Origin of the sequence: Paenibacillus anseongensis (genome assembly GCF_009757995.1) — a bacterium.
Classification (GTDB): domain Bacteria; phylum Bacillota; class Bacilli; order Paenibacillales; family NBRC-103111; genus Paenibacillus_E; species Paenibacillus_E chondroitinus.
In genome coordinates, this window is sequence record NZ_WSEM01000009.1 from 1 (window position 1) to 20507 (window position 20507).

A 20507-nucleotide genomic window follows, 5' to 3' on the forward strand; every position below is an offset into this window, starting at 1 on the left:
TCTCAAAATTAACCTACGTATACGCAAAGTGGCAGTCGGTTTCGTTCATTTTAACTATTTCTGCGAAATAGGCCACTTTGTGAGGGGAAGGGGAACTGAGGTCCCTTATTTCTATGTATTGGGCGGATAATCCACCAAATACATAGAAATAAGGCCCTGTAGTTCCCCGGAAAGCCGGGAACAGCACTGAGGGCACAAATAGTGCCCTCAGGTTCCGCTATATGCCATTGGGTGCAGCCTGGCAAGTTGGCGGGGGGGCTTGGCCGAGGCTGAGGCCAAGCTGAGGGGAACCGGACCTCTTATTTCCATGGATACTGTTTTATCCCACCAAAATCAGATGGAGTTGGATACTTCCAATATGTGTTAAGATATTAATGACACTCCAATTTCCAAATAGGAGCTAAGAGCATGAAGAAAAAAATAAGACAAATTATTGTTGGAGAAAAAGAATATGTATTTGTGATTAACAATCATTACAATCAAGGTGTAAGTGAAGTTTCTCTTTCAATATCGTTAAAGAAACTGAAGAACATGATCTGTTTATTCCACTTTTGTACTTGGGACGACCCAATTACGGGGAGCCCTCTTTTAGTTGGTTTCCCCTTAAGGAAGATTGGGACAGGCGATATTGAAAATTTCAATTTACATTACCCAAGAATAGTTAAGCATTTTATTCAGTATGGTCTGGAGAATGGTTGGAATGGGGCAAACAGAATAGTTTTCAATGATGGGCTAGAAATACTCAGTAAGTTTGGATATGACGTTATACCGCTAAAACCATGAGAAACATCTACTCCGCCGCGGTATCGGTGAGATAGAGTGTAAGAACATGGCTGCAGTGCAAGGAGATTTTACAAAAAATTTCCCCTATGTCGATTTCAGCAGTGTTTATTCGTTGTACTCTTAGAAGGACAAATTTTAGTGAATCAGTTAAAGGAGAGTTGGACAATGACAAGAACAATTTCTAAAGGACGGCTATGGACGGCGAGAGTGATGAGCGGAATAGCCATTTTATTTATGTTGCTTGACAGTATCATGAAATTATTTAAACCTTCATTTGTTGTTGATTCTGTCAATTCGCTTGGTTTCCAGGAACATCATATTTATGTGATGGGCATACTCGGACTTCTGTCAACCGTTCTTTATATGGTGCCACGTACAACGATTCTGGGTGCTATACTGTTGACCGGTTATTTTGGAGGCGTAATTGCGACTCAGGTTCGTCTAGATGCCCCGCTTTTCTCCACGATTCTTTTTCCTGTCTATCTGGCAGTATTGGTTTGGGGAGGTCTTTGGTTGAGGAATGAGCAAGTACGCAAAATTTTTTCTTTGCAACAGTAGTGTGAAGGGGGCAATTTATACGAAGTTAAGCTTAAATGGAAAATGCCCTATTCACAGATAAATGCTGCGCGGTTTTGATCTTTTTATAGCCGAATCTTTCATTATTCTTTTATTGAACTGCAGTAGTTTATTAAGAGAAGGAGTCTCATAATGACATTCCCTTATAATCGAAAGACCTATCAATCGAGGAGGAGAGGTATTAATGCAATCGCACGTACAATCGGGTAAGATCGTTCAGCATAATGCTCCTACTGTTACTGCCTCCAATTCATCGAGTACACTTGAAAACGTATCGGTAGGACGGCACCCAAAGGCGATGAGCCCGGCGCAGATGATGCACCTGCAGCGTACAATAGGCAACCGCTCGGTCGCTGAACTGTTTAAACAGCATTCGAAGGTAACCAAGGCTGTTGAGAAGCCGGATGAGACGATTGCCACTGCTGACTCGATTCAAGCGGCTCCTTCAGCCACTCAAGCGGATATTCAGCGCAAGGTTTACATTAAAAGAACGCTTTTTGGCGGCTACCGGAACAAAAGCAAATCGGGCCGCGGCAGCGAAGGCTCAGGCGAGCGTAACGTGAAAACGATGATGGAGGATAACAAGTCGCGCTATTTTAACAGCAAAAATGAGATGTCCCAGTATGCTGCAAATACCACAGAGAAAATTGGTTACGTCGAGAAGACGAGTACTTGGATTCGTATTCCGAATGAGTTGACGGTTATCGGGGAAAAACATACGGCCACCACATTGCATGATGTTGTCAAAGCTGTGGGAACTGACAAGTTCATGTATGAAGGATATACAGAACATCCTGCAGAAGCTGACGACAATCCTGAACTGCAAGCAAATATGCGTCAACGTGATGCAATCGGCGATGCGAAGTTTGGTGGCGTCGGCACCGGCCCGGGGACTAAATCGCATTATGCTGAAAGCTTTTATCCGAAAATCATTAGAGGCATGCAAGGTCTTAAAGTCAGACATGATTATCAGATTATGGGGTCGGAAGCGGAAAAGAATTTATTGGGTATGGCTATTCGGTTTGCCGCAAGTGCGGAGGAAGATTCTGGCCTCTATCAGACGTACTCAGCTCAGGAAGATTTGTGGAGAAACACCGCAACTAGCCTTGAAGGCGATAACAAGTCAGCAGCACCTTTGGTTGATGCAATGCTGACTGCGGGAAGCAGTAATCTGTTTACTACATTCGTGCAGGAATTGACGGAGTATGCCACAATGAAGATTCAAGAGGAGCAAGCTCGTGCATCGGCAGCGGACAAGAGCGCATTTGAAGCTAATTGGCATATGGCCAAGGTGGATTATGACGTTGAGGGGTCAGAAATCATGAAGGCGGAGAAGGCCCGTGATTTCTCCATGTTCCAGCATATTAAGAAAGCTAAGAGTGACGGTTATCTATTGTACGGACTAGGCGATTTGCATTTGAAGCGGATAAAAGAGCTGCTGGATGCCGAAGGCATCAAGTCGGTGGATATGAATACATTCATCAGTAATCAGGAAACGACTCACCCGCAGAGATAATGGTTTTTTATAAACAAAGGAGTAAGTGATTTAAAGGGATTAATGGAAACACACCGGAAGAATACGGGATACAAGCTGAAAGCGTTAACTTCATACCTATGGGGGATTCAGGCGCAGAATGAAAACGATTTGGAAATGATTCTTTATCATTGTATGAACCGTTGGGATAGTATTGAACCAAGGGTTGGGGCTGTGGAGGCTTGGATGGAGAAACGAATGCAGGCTGCCACGTGCAACCTCTTGTGGTACCTGGTAAGTGTGCTGCTAGGATAGTTTAGACCCTCAGTTCTTTGATGTGGGTCTTTTTCTTATGTTAAACGGGAGGATAGTTTATCACTTTGACGAATCTAGAATACGTAATTAATGAACCAACAAAAAGTAGGTGAATTATAATTTTAGAGAAGATGTATGCAAAGAACTTAATGGAATCGTTATTTTACCTTTTTATATTTATTAGGTCTGATCCAAAAAATCCTGTGCTTTATAATCTTTTAAAAAAGTATCAATCCTGGTTACATAAAGACTTGGTAATTAATTATCGTTCCATAAACAAGTTAATAAATGAATTAAAATTAGTTGAAGACCACCCGTATAAAACAAAAATTATCTCTATACTTAAGAAACTAAGATTATTTAGTGGAGCTACAAAAATTGAGAAGATTTATAAGAGCATTGAACCCATTAAGTACATATTAGAAAGTTTAATAAATGTAATGGATCAGGAAGAAACAGAAAAAATAAGGATTATGGCAAGTTCGGTACATAATTATCCATCATTCATTTTAGGTAATTATTACTGTAATTCAATTGATTTCTGGAATTTACACATTAGCTACTACAATAGAACATTTCAAAGTGACTTTATGAACGATTGGAAATATTTATTCATAGAGTATTACCCGAAGTACGATAAATGATTATCGGCAACGGGAAAGCCAGATCGGGGAACCATCCCTGAGTCTGTACCATTTAGGGAAAGAGGCTTAGGTTGATGAATACTGAAGAAAATGAGTTTTTAGCTTAAATAGGTGATTATAGGATACATGATAGTAAAATTGAGGGTATTTTCTGGGAAGACACCATTCTTTCGGTAACTTTAAAAGGTTATGAAGGAGGTACAATAGTAATAAAGTTCATTGGACTGCAAAGCGTTAATGCTAATAGACCTCTCGGAATGATACTTTATGCCATCAGTGAGTTGGTTAAGAACGCGCCATATCGTAAGTTTCGCTTTGCAAACTGGCGTGATGAAGATGATGCTTATCTTGAAATCATTTCGGAAGGCATAGAAATCCTGTATTCAATTAACGAGAACTATAGTTGAATATAGGTGATATGCTCATAGCATGTCATAAAAAGTATATTTGCCGTTGTCTAGCCTCTCCAAGAATCCAGATAATTAAGAAAAAGATTAGTGGAATAAACATAATAATTAAAAACAGATATATCCAAAACGCTGGTGTTCGAAATAACTCTACAATCGTCTCTATAAAGCTATTTTTAAAACGGTGTCGATCCACTCTTTTTAGCGAATCTAGTAAGAATTTACTAGAAAAATCTTGGTCATATTGTTTTAATTTTTCCCATAATAAATCATGTAATTCTTTGTTTCCTCCATAATTATCCATGTAAACACCACACCTATTCGCTGTAGAATTTTAACTTTCGCTATAATCAAATCATTATTCTTTTCCATTATAAGACTCGATTGATTGGATAAAGTTTCAACTTTTGGAAAAGTTTTTGGTGAGTCGCCTTAGCGATTAATCTCAACGCGCCAAGGACTTATGAAATTACTCTGGGTCGTGTGCCATCAAACAATCTTCACCAAAACGGTGAAGATTGTTTGACGTTACACAACCCAATATCTAAACATCTAAAAATTTTATCCATTTTTGCAATTTTGCTGGCTGCAAGAGTGACGAGGAGTCATTATAATGGGGGAAAGCCAATGTCTGTTATTGCGGGAAGAGGAAACAGCTATGATGAAGCATACCAATGTGCTCCAATACATCAATCAGCACTTCAAAGTGAAGCTAATATTGTCGCTTTCGGTTATTATTACAATTTGCTCGCTCGTCACCGGCTATATATCGTACAAAATGAATTTGAACTTGTTCGAAAGTGAGATCAGCAAGCAGTATCTGAAAACGAGCGAGCAAACGATTGAGCAGATCGGCTCCAAAATACAGGATATTTACCGCATCACGGACTTTGTGATTTTCAACTCTTATGTGGAACGAATTGTGCAAAATATGCACGCCGAACCGGCAGCCGGAGAAAGTGTCGAGTATCGCAATTTCATGCTGGAGCGGAACCTTGAGAATGTTCTGCTGCCGCTCAAGAATGAAACGACGCACATTCGTGCCGTCTACATCGTTGATTTGCAAGGCTACAACATGTATTTCAGCCAGGCGAACCCTTCCATTCAGCTTCAGTTTCCGGATTTTTACGAGCAGGTTAAAAAGGGGATGACCAATACTTCAGCAGAAATCGTCTGGCAGCGGATGAACATCCCGGATTTCTACGAGCCGACCGGGGAGAAGAGCAGTCTTGTCGCTGCGCGTTGGCTCAAGTCGACCGAGCAGCAGACGGTATACGGCATGCTGATCCTCATTATTGACGAACAATACTTCGGCAGTTTGTTAGATCCGCTCATGGCGGGACAAACAGCCGGGGCGTATATTTACGATAAATACGATCGACTGCTGTACAGCCGGGAACCCGAGGGCAGTCCCGTTTTCGATCCCGCCCCGGGTAAGGGGCCGGGCAGCTTCATCGAGCATCGCGACGGCAACGATTATTTGTTCGTGAAAAGCGTTTACGAACCCCGCTCGTTCAAGCTGGTTAGCGGCATTTCGCTCAACGATATTAAGGCTAAGGGGCGCAAGGTCTATCATCTGGCTCTTGCATTCGGGCTAGTTAGTATCGTGTTAATGGCGGTAAGCGTATCGTTCTTCAGCGGCAAAATGCTGAAACCACTACATGTGCTCGTGAGGGCGATGCAGCGGGTGCGCGAAGGCAACCTACGGACCGTCCTCCCACGTACGTCCAATGATGAGTTTGCTTTTCTCACCGACAGTTTTAACAAAATGGTCGCAGACATTCAGTCGCTCATTCAGGAGGTATACGTCAGCAAACTGAGTGAGCAGGAAGCCGAACTCAAGGCTTTGCAGGCACAGTTAAATCCACATTTTTTGCACAATGCGCTTAATTCGATTTATTGGAAAATCATGCTGCTCTACGACGACGAAGAAACAGCGGCGCTCGTCACCAGCTTGTCGGATCTACTACGCTATTCGCTCGCTCCCGTATCGACGTCGAGTACACTGCGAGACGAGCTTGCGCAAATCCGCAACTATATCAGGATTCAAGAAGCACGGCATGGCGATGAGTTGCATGTCAGTATCGAGGCTCCAGAGGAGCTCTTAAGCTGCCGTATGCAGCGGCTATTGCTGCAGCCCCTTGTCGAAAACGTATTTGTTCATGCGTTTATGGATCAGACGGCGAGCAAGCGGCTCGCGATTCGTGTCAGCAGACGGGAAACCGAGATTTGGGTTGAAATCGAAGATAACGGATACGGAATTTCTCCTGAAATGATCCATCAATTGCTCGACGACCGGACCTTGTATGACGAACGTGGTGAACGGGAGCGGCTCGGAGTGCGTAACGTGCTGCGACGTATTTACTTGGTGCACGGCGAGTCTTACGGAATGGATATTCGGCGGTTGAGGCAAGGGACGCTCATTCAAATCAAACTACCCTATGAAATGGAGTACACAGAGGAAAGGAGGATGGTTCCTGATGCGCATTCTGCTAGTTGAAGATGAACCTTTATTCCGCAAAGGCCTCGCCAAGATGATCGCAGGCAGCGAAGCGAGCTGGGAAGTTTGCGGTGAGGCGGAGAACGGCTTGGTGGCGGAGAGTCTCATCGCTGAGCTTCAACCTGATCTCGTCGTTACGGATATCCGGATGCCGGTCATGGACGGTTTGGAACTACTCCGAAGCACGAAGGCCGTCTTCCCGGACATCGAGTTCATTGTCATTACGGGGTTTCAAGATTTTCATTATGCGCAAACAGCGCTTCGCAGCGGGGCGCTCGATTTGCTCGTCAAGCCGTGCAGCAAACCTGATATGCATGAAGCCCTTGCTAAGGCGGATGAGTTTGTGCAAAAGAAGCAGATGGCCGCACGCAAGGAGGCGAGCGAGCATCAGCTCCGGCAGGAAAACGCGTTGCGCGCCGTGTTCCTGCGTTTTCCGTATCGCCAAGAAGCGGCTCCCGAGTTGGAAAGGGAGCTGCGCTGCAGCAGGTTGTTCGTGCTGCATGTTGCCGACTTCCTCCCTGAAGATCGTGGGTATATGAAGCGTGATGTGCCGCTTTTGCAATACGCAGTCCTTAACATTATGGGCGAGCTGCTTGATGTGTATGAGACCTTGGGCACGCTGTTGTTAATTGAAGCCGGACGTTTCGCCTTGCTTCTGCCTGCCGAAGCTAGCGCCGAAGAGGAGCGGCTTCTGGATGCAGCTTGCAGCACAGTGCGGCAATTGCTCGGTCTGACGGTCCTCGTTCATAATGCCGGCCACGTCCGCAGTCTCAGCGAGCTCGCCGACTTGTACGAGGCGGCACTGGCCGAGAGCACGCAGAGCCGTGTCTCTGCAGATCAGGGCGGCAAGCCGGAAGCTGCGCTGCCGGTCAACCGTGTCCGGCAGCAGCTCATTGGCGCTCAGGCAGCGGCATTAATCATGGCTGGGCAAGCGGAAGCGCTGCAGCAGTACTTGGATGAGCTGATAAAAGAAATGAGAGCTATGGACGCTGAAGCTCTGCCGATTGAGGCATTGTCGCTCAGCTTCGCCCTGCAGGACGTAGCACGTAAGCAGTTGGAGCGGGAGTATGAGGCTCGCGCTTTGACGGAGCGTATCGGAAAGCTGAACGAATGCCGCAGTGGAGATGAAGTGTGCGCTTGGATGAAGGCAGAGACGGAGCGGTTTATGCAGGATTATGTGGAATGGCAAAACCGTTACAGCTCTAACGCAGTGTTGCGGGCGGTCCGTTACATCGAAGAGCGCTATGCTGAGCAGCTTTCGTTACAGCAGGTCGCCTCGCACGTTCATTTGAACGCCGCTTATTTCAGTCATCTGTTTAAGAAAGAGACCGGCCGCAGCTTCGTCAATTTCCTAATTGACGTGCGTATGGACAAGGCGAAGCTGCTGCTGTCCAATACGAATCTGAACGTTACGGAAGTTTCGGGTAGAGTCGGGTACGATTTGCCCAATTATTTCGCTAAACTGTTCAAAATAAATACCGGCTTATCGCCAAAGGAATACCGCAAGCACATTACTATATAAGGGGGAGCGGAGATGCTGCATGTGCTGAAGCGTGCGGCCATGCCGCTGCTGGCGGCTGGTGCGCTAATTGTTGCCACAGCTGGTTGCTCGGCAAGCCCGAGCTATTACCGTGCCGAAGACGCGCCGAAAGCTTCGACGCCAGACAAAATTACGGTGACCATCTATGACCGTGGCAATATCCCGTCCAGCGAAGGGACGATCGAAAATAACAAAATAACAAAGTGGATCAACGAAACCGGAGAGGTGGAAGCGAGATTCGTGGCTGTTCCGCGATCTCAGTCGGAACAGAAGCTGAACGCGCTGTTCGCTTCAGGGGAAGCGCCGGACCTTATGTTGGAGTATGCGCCGCAAATAAAAAATACGTTGATCGACCGCAAACTGCTGCGACCGATCGACGACATGATTGAGAAGTACAGCACGACCTATAAGGAACTGTTGAGTAAGTATCCGGTACTGCGCAAAGCGGGTACTGGAGCGGATGGAAAGTTGTATCAGTTCGGGCGCATTAACGAGACAATTCCGACGCGAGGCATCTTCATACGAGCCGATTGGCTGAAGAAACTCCATTTGGCAGTCCCTACGACAACAGATGAGCTTTACGAAGTAGCCAAAGCGTTCACGGAGCAAGACCCCGACGGCAACGGTAAAAATGATACGTATGGTATTGCTTTACCCTATAACTCTGGTTATGTTCTAAGCGAAATGTTTGGCGTCACGTACCCAGACTTCGTCGTCAAGGACGGCGAGCTCGTGCACGGGTGGGATAATATTGAGGCATTAATAGCGTTCAAACGGAAGTTGTTCAGCGAAGGCCTGGTGGATCGGAACTTTTTGAGTGACAAGAACGGGGCACGGGCGAAGCAAGATTTTCTAAACAACCGAATTGGTATCTACATGGATCAATTTAATGTGCCGATCACCTTCTATACGGATACTTACGCGCCACTGAAGCGGAACGTGCCGAATGCCGAACTGACTGTCATCCCGTATCCGTCGACACCGGTGGGGAGGTTCAACTCGGTTTTCGTCAATCCGATTCAAATGACGGCAGTCGTCAATGCCGACACGAAGCATCCGGAAGCGGTGATGAAGTACGTCGACTTCGCATCCTCTGATAATTTTATGAAGACGATGTACTATGGGTTTGAAGGCGTCCACAGCAGGACCGAGCCGGGCAAATGCCCGGTTGTGACGGATCTGGACAAATGGAGGACGGAATTCAATTATGCCACCGGCGATTTTGCGATGTTAGCTTCACCGATCTTGGCCGGCAATTGCTATTACGCCACCGAGAAGCTGGATGTGCGCGATCCGCTTCAGCGCGAAGTCAAAAATATGTTTGAATTGAATTCGGAGTATGTCGATTTCTCCCTGCCAATCGCCGGCCCGACGAACGCCGAGCAAATGCCGCAGCTGCCCAAGGAGCTGCAGGCGATTTTGAATGCTACGAAAAATCAGGTGGATGTGGATACAGGCGATATCTGGATCAAAGCGATTGTAACGCCGGATTACACGCCGGAGCAGGCGAAACGGGATGCCATTGCAGCCTGGGAGCAGGCCGGAGGCAAACAAGTTGACGATTGGTATCGGGATTTTTACGCGCACGACAGAGACAGTATCATTTTGACGAAAGACATTTATAGCATTTTTAAGGAGCAGCGTGTCGCACAGGGAAAATAAATGAATTGGAATCAGAGCAGCAGCTCGGAAGCCTTCGCTTTCGGGCTGCTGCTCTTTTGTATCCCTTTCAAGCGAACTAAAGATTTTATCCAGATTCCCATAATTCCTAGATGTTGCGGGGGGACGTAAGTATTAAACTGGTCAAGACAAAACAAAAGTGGAGGTGATAGCTGTGCTTAGTTATTTGAACAAGAAGAAATATTTGTATTTGCTGCTGCTGCCTTGCGTCGTTTATTTCCTCGTATTCAACTACGTGCCGATGTACGGTGTACTGATGGCCTTCAAGGATTTTGATTTTTCGAAGGGGATTATCCATAGTCCATGGGTTGGGTTCGACAATTTCAAGTATATGTTCGGCCTTAGCGATTTTTACAAAGTGTTCTGGAACTCCTTTTATTTAGGTGTACTGCGGATTGTGTTTGGTTTCCCGCTGCCAATCATTTTGGCCTTGCTGCTAAACGAGATGCGCAATATGGCGTACCAGCGTCTGACGCAGACCATCATTTACCTCCCGCATTTCATCTCTTGGGTGGTGATCGGCGGTATTCTCGTTAACTTCCTGTCGCCGGCATGGGGGCTCGTCAACATTTTCCTGAAGCAGCTAGGTATCGATTCGGTATTTTTTCTCGCCGATCCGCATTATTTCCGCCCCGTCGTCGTGCTTAGCAGCATCTGGAAGGAATCCGGATGGGGCAGCATCATCTATTTGGCGGCAATCGCCGGCATTAACTCGGAGTTGTACGAATCAGCCAGCATCGACGGCGCGAGCCGGTTGCAAAAGATATGGTACGTGACGCTGCCAGGCATCAAGTCGACGATTGTCATTTTGCTGATCTTGCGGCTTGGGCAAGTGATGAACAACGGTTTTGAGCAAATATTCGTGCTGCAAAACCCAATGAACCTGAATGTGTCTGAAGTGTTTGAGACGTATGCGTATCGGGTCGGCATTCTCGGCGGAAGGTTCTCCTTCGGTACAACTGTCGGACTCTTCACGTCTGTGATCGGGCTCATCTTCCTGCTCGCCGGTAATCGTATCGCCAAGCTGCTGAAGGAGGACGGTATATGGTAATCCGTGCTGCAGGTCGACGAGGAGGGTGGTTATGATGAAAATCCGATCCATAGGGGACAAATCGTTCGATGCTGTCAATTATTTGTTCGTTACATTGTTCTCTCTAGCTTGTTTGTTCCCGTTTATTTATGTAGCTTCGTTCTCCGTTACGCCTTATTCCGAATACTTGGAAAATCCGATGAAGCTTATCCCGAGCCATATCGAGTTCGGCGCGTACAAGCAAATTTTGCACATGCCGCTGATGTGGACCGGTTACAGGAACACAATCTTAATTACGCTCATCGGCGTGGCGATAAACATCGTTTTGATGCTGGTCTCCGCTTATCCGCTATCCAAAACGGATCTGAAAGGCCGAAATGCTGTGCTTATGCTCATCACGTTCACGATGTTTTTTAACGGTGGGCTTATCCCGAACTTTTATCTGGTGAAATCGTTGCATCTGTACAACACGCTGTGGAGCTTGATTTTGCCCGGAGTACTCAGCGCTTACAACCTTATTTTGATGAAAAATTTCGTCGCCGCCATCCCGCCTAGCCTGGAGGAGGCAGCGTTCATCGACGGCGCCAACGAGCTGAAAGTGTTATCGCGAATTATCGTGCCCCTGTCGAAGCCGGCCATCGCTACGTTCGTCATTTTTCACGCGGTGACGCAGTGGAACACGTTTTTCCCAGCGGTTATGTATACGTCCAAGCGGGATTTGTGGCCGTTAATGCTGATTTTGCGCGATTTGGTCGTGGACGACGGTGGGCTCGCCAAGGATGCGATGGACGCCAGCAGCGCCGGCGTGACTGTTTTTACGATCAAGATGGCGATTATTATTTTCGCGTCGTTGCCGATTTTGCTCGTATATCCGTTCCTGCAGCGGTTTTTCATGCAAGGTCTGCTCGTCGGCTCCATTAAGGGGTAAGAGGGCGTGGATCGGCAATGTTTTTCGATTATAGCTGTATTCTCATGCAGTTGTAATATAACTTTCTACGAAGGAGTCTTGGAAAATGAAAATGAAGCATAAACGCAAAGTTAGCGCCTTCGTCAGCGTAGCGCTATTGGCGGCCATCGTCGCAGGTTGCGGATCGAACGTGGAAACGTCAAGCAGCAGCGGGGGCAAATCGTCTGGCACAAATGAGCCGGTCAGCATCAGTATGTTCAACAGGGTCAATGCGCAGATCGTCGTTGACAATAACCCGGTTATCGCCGAAGTGAACAAGTTGGCTAACGTCAAGCTTTCGGTGGAAGCACCACCGATCAACAATTACAACGACAAGTTGCAGGTTCTCATGGCTTCCGGTGATCTGCCGGATCTAGTCTACAATTGGGGCGGCGCCGATTCCAATATGGAAACGTGGATTAAGAACGGTTTGCTCACACCGCTCGACGACAAAATTGCTCAATATCCGAACCTGACGAAAAACATCACGAAAGAAATGTGGGACAGCGTCAAATCCGTAAACGACGGCAAAATCTACATTGTTCCACGTACGAACGTCGTCAATCACTGGGGTTATATGATTAACCAGACGTGGTTGGACAAGCTGAATTTGAAAGCGCCGACAACGATCGACGAGTTTACGAACGTGTGTAAGGCGTTTACGCTGGGTGATCCCGACGGCAACGGCAAGGCGGATACGTATTGTGTCAGCTTCTCCAACCCGACGCTAGGCGGTAATACGATTTGGAACTCGTCTAACTTCCTGACCTCGGCTTTCAACTTGCCGATCCAGAACGGATCGAAGGATACGGACGGCAATTACAAAATCCGAGAGAAAATGTCCGGGTACATCCCTTTCCTGACGTATATGAAACAATTGAACGACGATAAGCTGATCGATCCGGAGTTTCTGGTCAACAAAATTTACGTCGATCAGGATAAATTGAACCAAAACCGCGTTGGTATCAATTACGCTCATCAATATACCGTCATGGGCAACCTGTCCAAAGACAAGGATTCGGATAAAAAGTTTACGTATCATGCTGTTCTGAAAGATAGCAAAGGCGTAGCGAGCGATTGGGTGACACCGGCAACGTGGGGCGGATGGATGATCCCGAAATCGACGAAACACGTGGATGACGTCTTGAAGTTTTTAGACTGGGGGAATACGGCCGAAGCTAACACATTGTTCCAAATCGGGATCAAAGGCCTTACCTATGACAGTTACGATCCCGCAACGAAAAGTATATCGCGTACCGCCGACGAAACGACGAAATTGGCCAGCACGACAAGTACGTACATGACGCTCGCGAATGCCGTCAATGGTGAACCGGCACTCATCGAGAACGCCGATACCCCGGAACGGCTGAGTAAATACAAGGCGCAGTTTGACGATGCGATGAAGGAGATGACGGTCATCAACGTACCGGCTGTGCGGTCTCCGAAAATTTCGAATTTGAGCAAAACGATCCCTGATCTTATGAAGAAAAAGGACGATCAGGAGATGAAGTACATTCTCGGAACCATTTCATTGCAGCAATTCAAAGATTTCCTGGAAAAGGAATGGTATCCTGCCACTGCTGATGCTGAGAAAGAATACATCGACTATATGAACAAGTTGGGCAAATAAAAGCGACATTACAAAGGAGAATCTGCTATGTCTTTGAACACGAACCAAACCATTATCGGCCAGCTGCATTCCAGTCCGGTCATTCACCGTCATCCGGCTAATCCGTTGCTATCACCGAAGGATGTACCTTACGGCCCGGCGATGGTGTTTAATGCGGGTGTTGCCAAATACGAAGGGAAATACGTAATGGTGTTCCGCAATGATTACGGCAATGCCACAGCGGAAACCATCGAACCTGCCAGCACGACGAACCTGGGGCTGGCATATAGCGATGACGGTGTATATTGGAATGTGCAGCCGCAACCAGTCTGGTCCTGGAATGATGAAGAAGTCGTTCGCGTTTACGATCCGAGATTAACCGTTATCGATGGCAGATGTTATATGTGCTTTGCGGTTGATACGAAGCATGGAGTACGAGGCGGCATTGCCGTCACGGACGACTTCAACCGCTTTGACGTGCTCAGCATGTCCGTGCCGGATAACCGGAACATGGTGTTGTTTCCGGAACGAATCGGCGGCAAGTATGTTCGGTTGGAACGACCGTTCCCAGTATACGGGCGCGGCGGCGTTGACCGTTTTGACACGTGGCTGAGTGACTCGCCAGACCTGCGCTATTGGGGCAACTCCAAGCTCGTGCTGGGTGTGGAGGACGTGCCGTTTGCCAACGATAAAGTCGGCCCAGGTGCGCCGCCGATCAAGACCGCGAAGGGCTGGCTGACGACGTTCCATGCCGTGGATATCGACCGCGCGCGCGGCAAAAACGGCTGGGAGCCGACGTGGAAAAAACGCTATTCAGCCGGCATTATGCTTCTCGATCTCGATGACCCGAGCCGAATTGTGGGCATGAGTAGGACGCCGCTGCTTGCTCCGGAAGCGGAGTACGAGACATCCGGCGGGTTCCGCAACGATGTGATTTTCCCGGGCGGAATGATTTTGGAGCCTTCAGGCGAAGTGAAAATTTATTACGGTGCGGCAGATACGGTGGAATGCTTGGCGACCGCCGATGTGGATGATTTGCTCCGACTGTGCTTGTAGGCCAGTCTAACTAAATATATGGATGAACAAGGGTAGGTGTGGCGAAATGACTCTGAAGGAGCAAAAACTAGCTTTTGAAACGGCAAAAAAGATATATGAAAGTGCAACTTTGGTATTTCATGGCGTGGACGGTTTTGATGTCTACAATGTTTCTATTCCGTTCATCCGGGATGGAAAGCGCTATTTGTTCGGGCGGATAGAACGCCGTGAGGAATGGGCGCGCTCTTGGGTCCGCCTCTTTGAGGAGACGGGGCAGGATGAATGGGCTGTAGTGAAAGACAGCATGATCTATACGCTGGAAGATCCTTATGTTACTGAAATCGGTGAAGAGCTGGTCATGGGCGGAACTCATGTACAATATGAGCGTGGCAAGTACAGCACATTTTTCGGCTATTTCTTCCGGGGCACTGATCTGAACAATTTGTACTATTTCACTACCGGACCTAACAAAATGAAGGATATTCGTCTTGTTCCGCTGCAGGACGGCAAGATCGGCGTGTTCTCGCGCCCTCGCAGAGCAGATATGAGTGTCAAATATGGGAGTGAATCCATGATAGGCTTCACGATCATTGACAGACTGGAGGATCTGACCGCGGAAGTTATTGATGACGCACCGTACATTTACGGTATTTTTGGGAAAGGCGAATGGGGAGGTGTTAATCAGGCTTATCTGCTCGATAGCGGTAAAATTGGCGTCATTGGCCACATTTGCTACACGGATAAGGATGAGAACGGCGGGGAAGTAAAGGTGTACCTGAACATGGCCCTGGTCTTCGATCCAACCACCCGGGAGTCATCCAACCTTCATTTGATTGGAAGCCGTTCTTGCTATCCTCCGGGACCTGCCAAGATGCCGCAGTTGGTCGACTGCGTTTTTGCTTCTGGAATTGCCATGCGACCTGACGGCAAAGCCGATCTATACAGCGGCATTGGCGATTGCCACACGGGGCGTATTACGATTGACTATCCATTTGAGGGATATGGGCGTATTGTTTAGATGGGTTGAAAGTCTTAATTGCGGCTGATTGGGCAAGCTGGTATGCTTAGTTCAATCATTCGCTCTATAGCCTTCTATTAAAGCTAATTGGCGTTTTAGCTTTAATAGGAGGCTTTGTTAAAAGATAAGTAATGAATCGAATCTACTCAAACAAATATTTTTCGTTGTAAATATGGCTGTGCAGCAAAGTTGAAGGGCTACGTTGTATTACATACAACGGAATGGTGTGATCAGACCGCGATTGCGGTCTTTCGTTGCACATCATACAACCATTTGTTGCAAAAGGTGAATAGTAAGCGGTTTAAATGCAACAATCGTTGTATGAAGTGCAAGATAGAGGCGAAGTGAGGCCCCTTTACGGTCAGTTGGTTGCGCAAAATACAACATAGCTGTCACAGTCGCTGTTATCGCTCCAGCAGTTCCTCTCTGAGGGGAACTACAGGGAGCTATTTCATCGAAATAGGCTCCTCGTCACGTGGAGGGGAACTGACGTCCTCTATTTGTCCGTTTTCTTGAAGAAATCGGGGTTAGGCGGTCAAATAGGGCCCTGCAGTTCCGCTTGAACGCATAAACGGGCTTAATTTGTTAGAATAGCGCCCTGTAGTTCCTCCAAGTGGCCAGCCAGCCAGCTTACCTCTCCTATGAGGATGCCCCCTCCGCCAGATGTCTCGGTAACGCAAATTGGCAGTAATTCAGATGTTCCTATTTCACCGCAAATCGCCGAGCAAACGCCACGCACAACACCACACCCATATTGACCATAAAGACGGGCCATCCAATGGACTCGTGCAATAATAATGCGGATAATAAAAGACCAAAGAAAGGCTGAAGGAGCTGCAGCTGCCCGACAGCTGCAATTCCTCCTAGAGCAAGACCGCGATACCAAAAAACGAAACCGATGAGCATGCTGAATAAGGAGACGTAGGCGAGGCTCAGGATCGATGTAACACTGGTACTGGACCAAGAATCCGGCTTGAAATACAACGAGAGCAGTGCCATAACGGGAAGCGATAAGAAAAGCGCCCAAGAGATCACCTGCCATCCCCCTAATCTCCGTGAGAGTCTAGCCCCCTCCGCATAACCGTAACCACACGCGATAATAGACGCAAGCATGAGCCCGTCACCGATAAACGAAGATGAAGCTCCATTGATTAAAGCGAATCCGACCACAAGGGAGCTGCCCAAGACGGATAGCACCCAAAAGATCGGTCGTGGACGTTCACCACCTCGCCATACACCGAAAATCGCTGTCGATAGTGGCAGAAGCCCCACATAGATTATCGCATGCGAGGCCGTGACATATTGGAGCGCTAGGGCCGTCAGTAGGGGAAACCCTACGACCACACAGAGCGCTATTAACAATAGAGGAACGATGTCACTTTTGATAGGCCGTTGCTGCCTGAAAATGAGGAGTAACGCGCCCGCCAGCACACCAGCTATAGCGGCTCGACATACGGTGAGAAACAAAGGGTGGAAATCCATGACAGCCAAACGTGTTGCCGGCAAAGATCCACTGAAGATAAGTACGCCCAGCATTCCGCTAAACCAGCCATTTGTCGTTTTGTTCATTTTAAATCACCTCAAATAGATCTTTTACTTGGTGATTTGTATTATATTAGGTACAATGGACGGTGTACACTGAGGTTATTGTGGTTTGTATGGGTACAGATTATTGTTTGGAGGTGCATGTATGACAAGTAAAAAGGAATCCATCATACAGAGCATCCGCTCTGACATCGTGGGCGGTCTCATTAAACCTGGTCAAAAACTGCCGTCGATCCGGAAGCAGAGCGAGAAATATGATTGCAGCCTAAACACCATCATTAGCGTGTATCAGGAACTGGAAAACAAAAATCTGGTGTATTCCCGTCCGAAGAGCGGTTACTTTGTTGTTGCCCAAGAAGCGCTGCTTCCTTTGATTCAAACAAAACGAATCGATTTTGCCTCCGCTGCTCCAGATCCCTCATCGATCTCACAAAGTGACTTTCGTCAATGCATGAACAAAGCAATGGATCTATTTGAGGCTTCCATTTTTACCTATCCCGATCCGCAAGGTTTACTTTCGCTTCGCCAAGAGATTCTGAAACTGTTTCAACAGCAGCAGGTATTCGCCTCCGAACAGCAAATTTTTGTCTTCTCAGGCGCGCAGCAAGCTCTTCATCTTCTATCCGGGATGCCTTTTCCCAACGGAAAAACGAACATTCTGGTTGAGCAACCAACCTATTGGGGAATGTTGGCTGCATTAAAAGCCCAAAATCAAACGGTTATCGGCATCGAAAGAACGCCTGACGGGATGGACTGGGCAGCCTTGGAGCGCCATTTTCAAAACAATATGATCAAGTTCTTTTATACCATTCCGCGGTTTCATAATCCGTTAGGCACTTCCTATACGCAAGAAGAAAAACAGAGGCTAGCAGAGCTTGCCAAAGCCTACGACGTTTACATCGTTGAGGATGATTATCTGGCTGATCTGGAAACAAATTCGAAAGCAGATCCAATTCGTGCATATCATGGCGCTAGTCATGTGATTTATCTACGAAGCTTTTCCAAAGTGATGCTGCCTGGTTTAAGGCTTGCTGCGGCAGCGGTGCCGGATTCGTTAATTCCTTCGCTCCACTTGCATAAACAAACGGCGGATCTGAGCACCTCGGTTCTTTCTCAAGGTGTATTGGAGATTTACATGAAGTCCGGGATGTATGCGCATCATGCCAAGCAAATGAAATCCTTGTACCATCATCGCATAAAAACATTAGGGGAAATTGCAAAGCGATTATTGCCACGAGAATCTTTATATTCCGTAAAGTCTAGCGGAGGGGTTTTCGCTGCAATACGCTTTCCGGGCTCTCATACAGAAGAAATGGTCAGGCGGTTGGAGATTCGGGGAGTTGATGTGGTGCCATCCGATCAGCAGTATCTTTCTTCTTTTCCCAAAATGAACTTGCTGCGGCTTAGCATCATACGGACTGACGAACAGGATATGGAAGAGGGCATTCGCATCATTGCCGAAGAATTGGAGCGTGCCCAACCTACAAGCAGTTCCCCTAAGCCATTCGCATGGATTTAAGAACTTTTGAGAACTTTTGAGCACTTCATAAGAATTGAGGCGTAATAAACATGCAAATACGAGAGTTAAAAAAGAATGAACAACCGCCATTAGAGCTGCTATTGTTAGCGGATCCTTCACAGAAGCTTGTCGAAGGCTATCTACAAAGAGGGCAATGCTTCATTGGCTTATTGCATGATCAAATCGTAGGTGTCTATGTGTTGCTGCCAACAAGACCCGATACAATAGAATTAGTAAATATAGCCGTTGATGAAGGCCATCATGGCAAGGGCTACGGAAAACAGCTCGTGAAGCATGCCATACAAATTTCCACGGGACTCGGATTTAAAACCATGGAGGTAGGCACCGGAAATTCGAGTGTTGGTCAGCTGGCCCTTTATCAGAAATGCGGTTTTAGAATAACGGGCATAGACAAGGACTTTTTTATTAGACATTATGAGGAAGAAATTATTGAAAATGGGATACAAGTTATCGATATGATTCGGCTATCTCAAGATTTATAAAGGCTAGATGGCTCCATCTAGCCTGCTTCCTCCCTGGTGACCAACACTTTGTTCTCCCAGGCCCTGCTTTTCCAACGAAATAATAAGAGAAGCCCCCGCAAGCCTTCATCCATGATGAATACACCCCACATCCCTACGAGTCCGTACCCTAGACGAATGCCTACCCAATAGGTCAACGGGACACACAGTCCCATGATGACACCCACGCCAATAAGGAGAATGAATCGCGCATCACCGGCAGCCCGGAGGGCTTCACCTATCACAATGTTCAGACAGCGTATAGGCTCCAGTAGGAAACCAAACGTTAGCAAAAACGCCCCCAGTGTAATGATCTCGACGTTATCCGTAAACATACCGATCAGCTGCTTTCTGAACAAAACGGTTAAGGTGACCGCGGCAAGTGAAAGCAGTAAGCTGAGCAGCAAGCTGCGAAACAACTGCCTGTAAGCCTCCTCCTTTTCCCCGGCGCCGACCAGTCGGCCGATAATAATTTGAGTTCCCCGTCCAAGGGAGATGGCCAGCACCATAATGAATGTCATGATATTTTGGGTATAAATCCGGGTGGAAAGCATCTCAGCGCCAAGCTGCGTGATGAAATAGGTCGTCATCAGTTGGCTGATCGAATAGACGAGGGAGCCACCGGCTGTCGGAATCCCGATGGTCAATATTTTTTTCAGATCTGCAAATCTAGCTTTGTAGAAGTTGCTGAAGGATAAGTTCAATCGAACGATTTTCCTTAAAATGATGCTGTACACCAGGAGTCCAATGAATTGGCTGACGATTGCTGAGATCGCGACACCCGGCACGCCGAGTTTGGGAAAGCCGAAAGGACCGAAAACAAATAAAATACTGCCGGTCAAATTTATCAGGTTAACGCCTAAGCTGACCGCCATTGTATATCTTGTATACCCATGCACCTGTGTGATGGATGCAATGGTCAGATTAACGGCCTGAATAAATAAAGAGCCGCCCACGATTGAGAAGTAGATGCGGGCCTGCTCCAGTGCAGCTGGCTCCAACCCGAAGGGCTGCAGCAGCTGTCTACTGAAGCATACGATACACAGGCTGACCAGAAAGCCGAACAGGAAATTAAGCGCGATGGCTCCAGCGGCAAACTTCTTGACTTCTCTGTTTTTATTCGCGCCCAAACATTGTGAAATCACGATGGCTGAGCCGGTTGAGATGACTTGCAGCAGCAAAAATAAAAAAATAATGAGCTGATTGCTAACGCCAACCGCTGCAACGGCTTCATCCGAAATATGACTCACGATGAACGTATCCGAAGTTCGCATAAACACTTGCAAGGATGATTCAATAAATAAAGGCCACGTAATGGCAAATAGGCCTAGTTTTTTTGGAATAGTCATGGGTAAAAGAGCTCCT

The 20507-nt window shown here is 47.2% G+C and carries 18 protein-coding genes; 15 read left to right on the plus strand and 3 right to left on the minus strand.

Annotated features, from left to right (window positions below; translation table 11 throughout):
- The first annotated feature begins 408 nt into the window (after positions 1–408).
- The 5 genes from GON05_RS11725 to GON05_RS11745 all read left to right on the plus strand — a co-directional run bounded on the left by GON05_RS11725 (position 409) and on the right by GON05_RS11745 (position 3792).
- Positions 409–783: a hypothetical protein gene (locus tag GON05_RS11725; RefSeq protein WP_157319337.1), complete on the plus strand. Its 375-nt coding sequence runs from the start codon at positions 409–411 to the stop codon at positions 781–783.
- 165 nt (positions 784–948) lie between these two features.
- Positions 949–1341 (plus strand): DoxX family protein, encoded by a 393-nt coding sequence (locus GON05_RS11730; protein WP_157319338.1) that lies wholly within the window; start codon positions 949–951, stop codon positions 1339–1341.
- A gap of 202 nt (positions 1342–1543) precedes the next feature.
- The gene (locus GON05_RS11735) at positions 1544–2875 is read left to right on the plus strand and encodes a hypothetical protein (RefSeq protein WP_157319339.1); all 1332 of its coding nucleotides are present in this window, start codon (positions 1544–1546) and stop codon (positions 2873–2875) included.
- A gap of 42 nt (positions 2876–2917) precedes the next feature.
- On the plus strand, positions 2918–3148 hold the full coding sequence (locus GON05_RS11740) for a hypothetical protein (protein ID WP_157319340.1): 231 nt from the start codon (positions 2918–2920) through the stop codon (positions 3146–3148).
- Between the two features lie 131 nt (positions 3149–3279).
- Positions 3280–3792, plus strand: a complete 513-nt coding sequence (locus GON05_RS11745; protein ID WP_157319341.1) for a hypothetical protein — start codon at positions 3280–3282, stop codon at positions 3790–3792.
- 432 nt (positions 3793–4224) lie between these two features.
- Here the strand turns inward: GON05_RS11745 and GON05_RS11750 are convergent, their stop codons facing one another.
- Positions 4225–4503 (minus strand): hypothetical protein, encoded by a 279-nt coding sequence (locus tag GON05_RS11750; RefSeq protein ID WP_157319342.1) that lies wholly within the window; start codon positions 4501–4503, stop codon positions 4225–4227.
- 309 nt (positions 4504–4812) lie between these two features.
- On the opposite strand from GON05_RS11750, the gene GON05_RS11755 reads away from it, so the two are divergent.
- The 8 genes from GON05_RS11755 (at position 4813) to GON05_RS11790 (ending at position 15557) form a co-directional block, all read left to right on the plus strand.
- Positions 4813–6699, plus strand: coding sequence for a sensor histidine kinase (locus GON05_RS11755; protein ID WP_157319343.1), 1887 nt, complete (start codon positions 4813–4815; stop codon positions 6697–6699).
- The gene (locus GON05_RS11760; protein ID WP_181646582.1) at positions 6680–8221 is read left to right on the plus strand and encodes a response regulator transcription factor; all 1542 of its coding nucleotides are present in this window, start codon (positions 6680–6682) and stop codon (positions 8219–8221) included. The genes GON05_RS11755 and GON05_RS11760 overlap by 20 nt, the downstream gene beginning before the upstream one ends.
- 12 nt (positions 8222–8233) lie before the next feature.
- The gene (locus GON05_RS11765; RefSeq protein WP_157319345.1) at positions 8234–9901 is read left to right on the plus strand and encodes an extracellular solute-binding protein; all 1668 of its coding nucleotides are present in this window, start codon (positions 8234–8236) and stop codon (positions 9899–9901) included.
- 172 nt (positions 9902–10073) lie between these two features.
- A complete protein-coding gene (locus GON05_RS11770) occupies positions 10074–10970 on the plus strand; it encodes an ABC transporter permease (RefSeq protein WP_309492383.1) in 897 nt (298 codons plus the stop codon).
- A gap of 31 nt (positions 10971–11001) precedes the next feature.
- Entirely contained in the window at positions 11002–11877 is an 876-nt protein-coding gene (locus GON05_RS11775; protein WP_127455767.1) for a carbohydrate ABC transporter permease, read from the plus strand.
- 85 nt (positions 11878–11962) lie between these two features.
- On the plus strand, positions 11963–13525 hold the full coding sequence (locus GON05_RS11780) for an extracellular solute-binding protein (protein WP_157319346.1): 1563 nt from the start codon (positions 11963–11965) through the stop codon (positions 13523–13525).
- A 27-nt stretch (positions 13526–13552) separates the two neighbouring features.
- The gene (locus GON05_RS11785; protein WP_157319347.1) at positions 13553–14560 is read left to right on the plus strand and encodes a glycoside hydrolase family 130 protein; all 1008 of its coding nucleotides are present in this window, start codon (positions 13553–13555) and stop codon (positions 14558–14560) included.
- A 46-nt stretch (positions 14561–14606) separates the two neighbouring features.
- Positions 14607–15557 (plus strand): DUF1861 family protein, encoded by a 951-nt coding sequence (locus GON05_RS11790; protein ID WP_157319348.1) that lies wholly within the window; start codon positions 14607–14609, stop codon positions 15555–15557.
- A gap of 702 nt (positions 15558–16259) precedes the next feature.
- Here GON05_RS11790 and GON05_RS11795 read toward each other — a convergent pair.
- Positions 16260–17126, minus strand: coding sequence for a DMT family transporter (locus tag GON05_RS11795; RefSeq protein ID WP_157319349.1), 867 nt, complete (start codon positions 17124–17126; stop codon positions 16260–16262).
- A 121-nt stretch (positions 17127–17247) separates the two neighbouring features.
- On the opposite strand from GON05_RS11795, the gene GON05_RS11800 reads away from it, so the two are divergent.
- Complete coding sequence (locus GON05_RS11800) at positions 17248–18621, plus strand: aminotransferase-like domain-containing protein (RefSeq protein WP_157319350.1); 1374 nt, start codon at positions 17248–17250, stop codon at positions 18619–18621.
- Between the two features lie 50 nt (positions 18622–18671).
- Positions 18672–19124 (plus strand): GNAT family N-acetyltransferase, encoded by a 453-nt coding sequence (locus GON05_RS11805; protein WP_157319351.1) that lies wholly within the window; start codon positions 18672–18674, stop codon positions 19122–19124.
- 17 nt (positions 19125–19141) lie between these two features.
- Here GON05_RS11805 and GON05_RS11810 read toward each other — a convergent pair whose 3' ends face one another.
- Positions 19142–20491, minus strand: a complete 1350-nt coding sequence (locus GON05_RS11810) for an MATE family efflux transporter (protein ID WP_157319352.1) — start codon at positions 20489–20491, stop codon at positions 19142–19144.
- Positions 20492–20507: the final 16 nt, after the last annotated feature.

Bases quoted from the DNA above. Each gene is read 5' to 3' on its own strand.
- GON05_RS11740 (WP_157319340.1), top strand. From the start codon at position 2,918: ATGGAAACACACCGGAAGAATACGGGATACAAGCTGAAAGCGTTAACT.
- GON05_RS11760 (WP_181646582.1), top strand. From the start codon at position 6,680: ATGCGCATTCTGCTAGTTGAAGATGAACCTTTATTCCGCAAAGGCCTC.
- GON05_RS11780 (WP_157319346.1), top strand. From the start codon at position 11,963: ATGAAAATGAAGCATAAACGCAAAGTTAGCGCCTTCGTCAGCGTAGCG.
- GON05_RS11785 (WP_157319347.1), top strand. From the start codon at position 13,553: ATGTCTTTGAACACGAACCAAACCATTATCGGCCAGCTGCATTCCAGT.
- GON05_RS11745 (WP_157319341.1), top strand. From the start codon at position 3,280: ATGTATGCAAAGAACTTAATGGAATCGTTATTTTACCTTTTTATATTT.
- GON05_RS11730 (WP_157319338.1), top strand. From the start codon at position 949: ATGACAAGAACAATTTCTAAAGGACGGCTATGGACGGCGAGAGTGATG.
- GON05_RS11750 (WP_157319342.1), bottom strand. From the start codon at position 4,503: ATGGATAATTATGGAGGAAACAAAGAATTACATGATTTATTATGGGAA.
- GON05_RS11805 (WP_157319351.1), top strand. From the start codon at position 18,672: ATGCAAATACGAGAGTTAAAAAAGAATGAACAACCGCCATTAGAGCTG.
- GON05_RS11725 (WP_157319337.1), top strand. From the start codon at position 409: ATGAAGAAAAAAATAAGACAAATTATTGTTGGAGAAAAAGAATATGTA.
- GON05_RS11735 (WP_157319339.1), top strand. From the start codon at position 1,544: ATGCAATCGCACGTACAATCGGGTAAGATCGTTCAGCATAATGCTCCT.
- GON05_RS11755 (WP_157319343.1), top strand. From the start codon at position 4,813: ATGGGGGAAAGCCAATGTCTGTTATTGCGGGAAGAGGAAACAGCTATG.
- GON05_RS11775 (WP_127455767.1), top strand. From the start codon at position 11,002: ATGATGAAAATCCGATCCATAGGGGACAAATCGTTCGATGCTGTCAAT.
- GON05_RS11790 (WP_157319348.1), top strand. From the start codon at position 14,607: ATGACTCTGAAGGAGCAAAAACTAGCTTTTGAAACGGCAAAAAAGATA.
- GON05_RS11765 (WP_157319345.1), top strand. From the start codon at position 8,234: ATGCTGCATGTGCTGAAGCGTGCGGCCATGCCGCTGCTGGCGGCTGGT.
- GON05_RS11800 (WP_157319350.1), top strand. From the start codon at position 17,248: ATGACAAGTAAAAAGGAATCCATCATACAGAGCATCCGCTCTGACATC.
- GON05_RS11810 (WP_157319352.1), bottom strand. From the start codon at position 20,491: ATGACTATTCCAAAAAAACTAGGCCTATTTGCCATTACGTGGCCTTTA.
- GON05_RS11795 (WP_157319349.1), bottom strand. From the start codon at position 17,126: ATGAACAAAACGACAAATGGCTGGTTTAGCGGAATGCTGGGCGTACTT.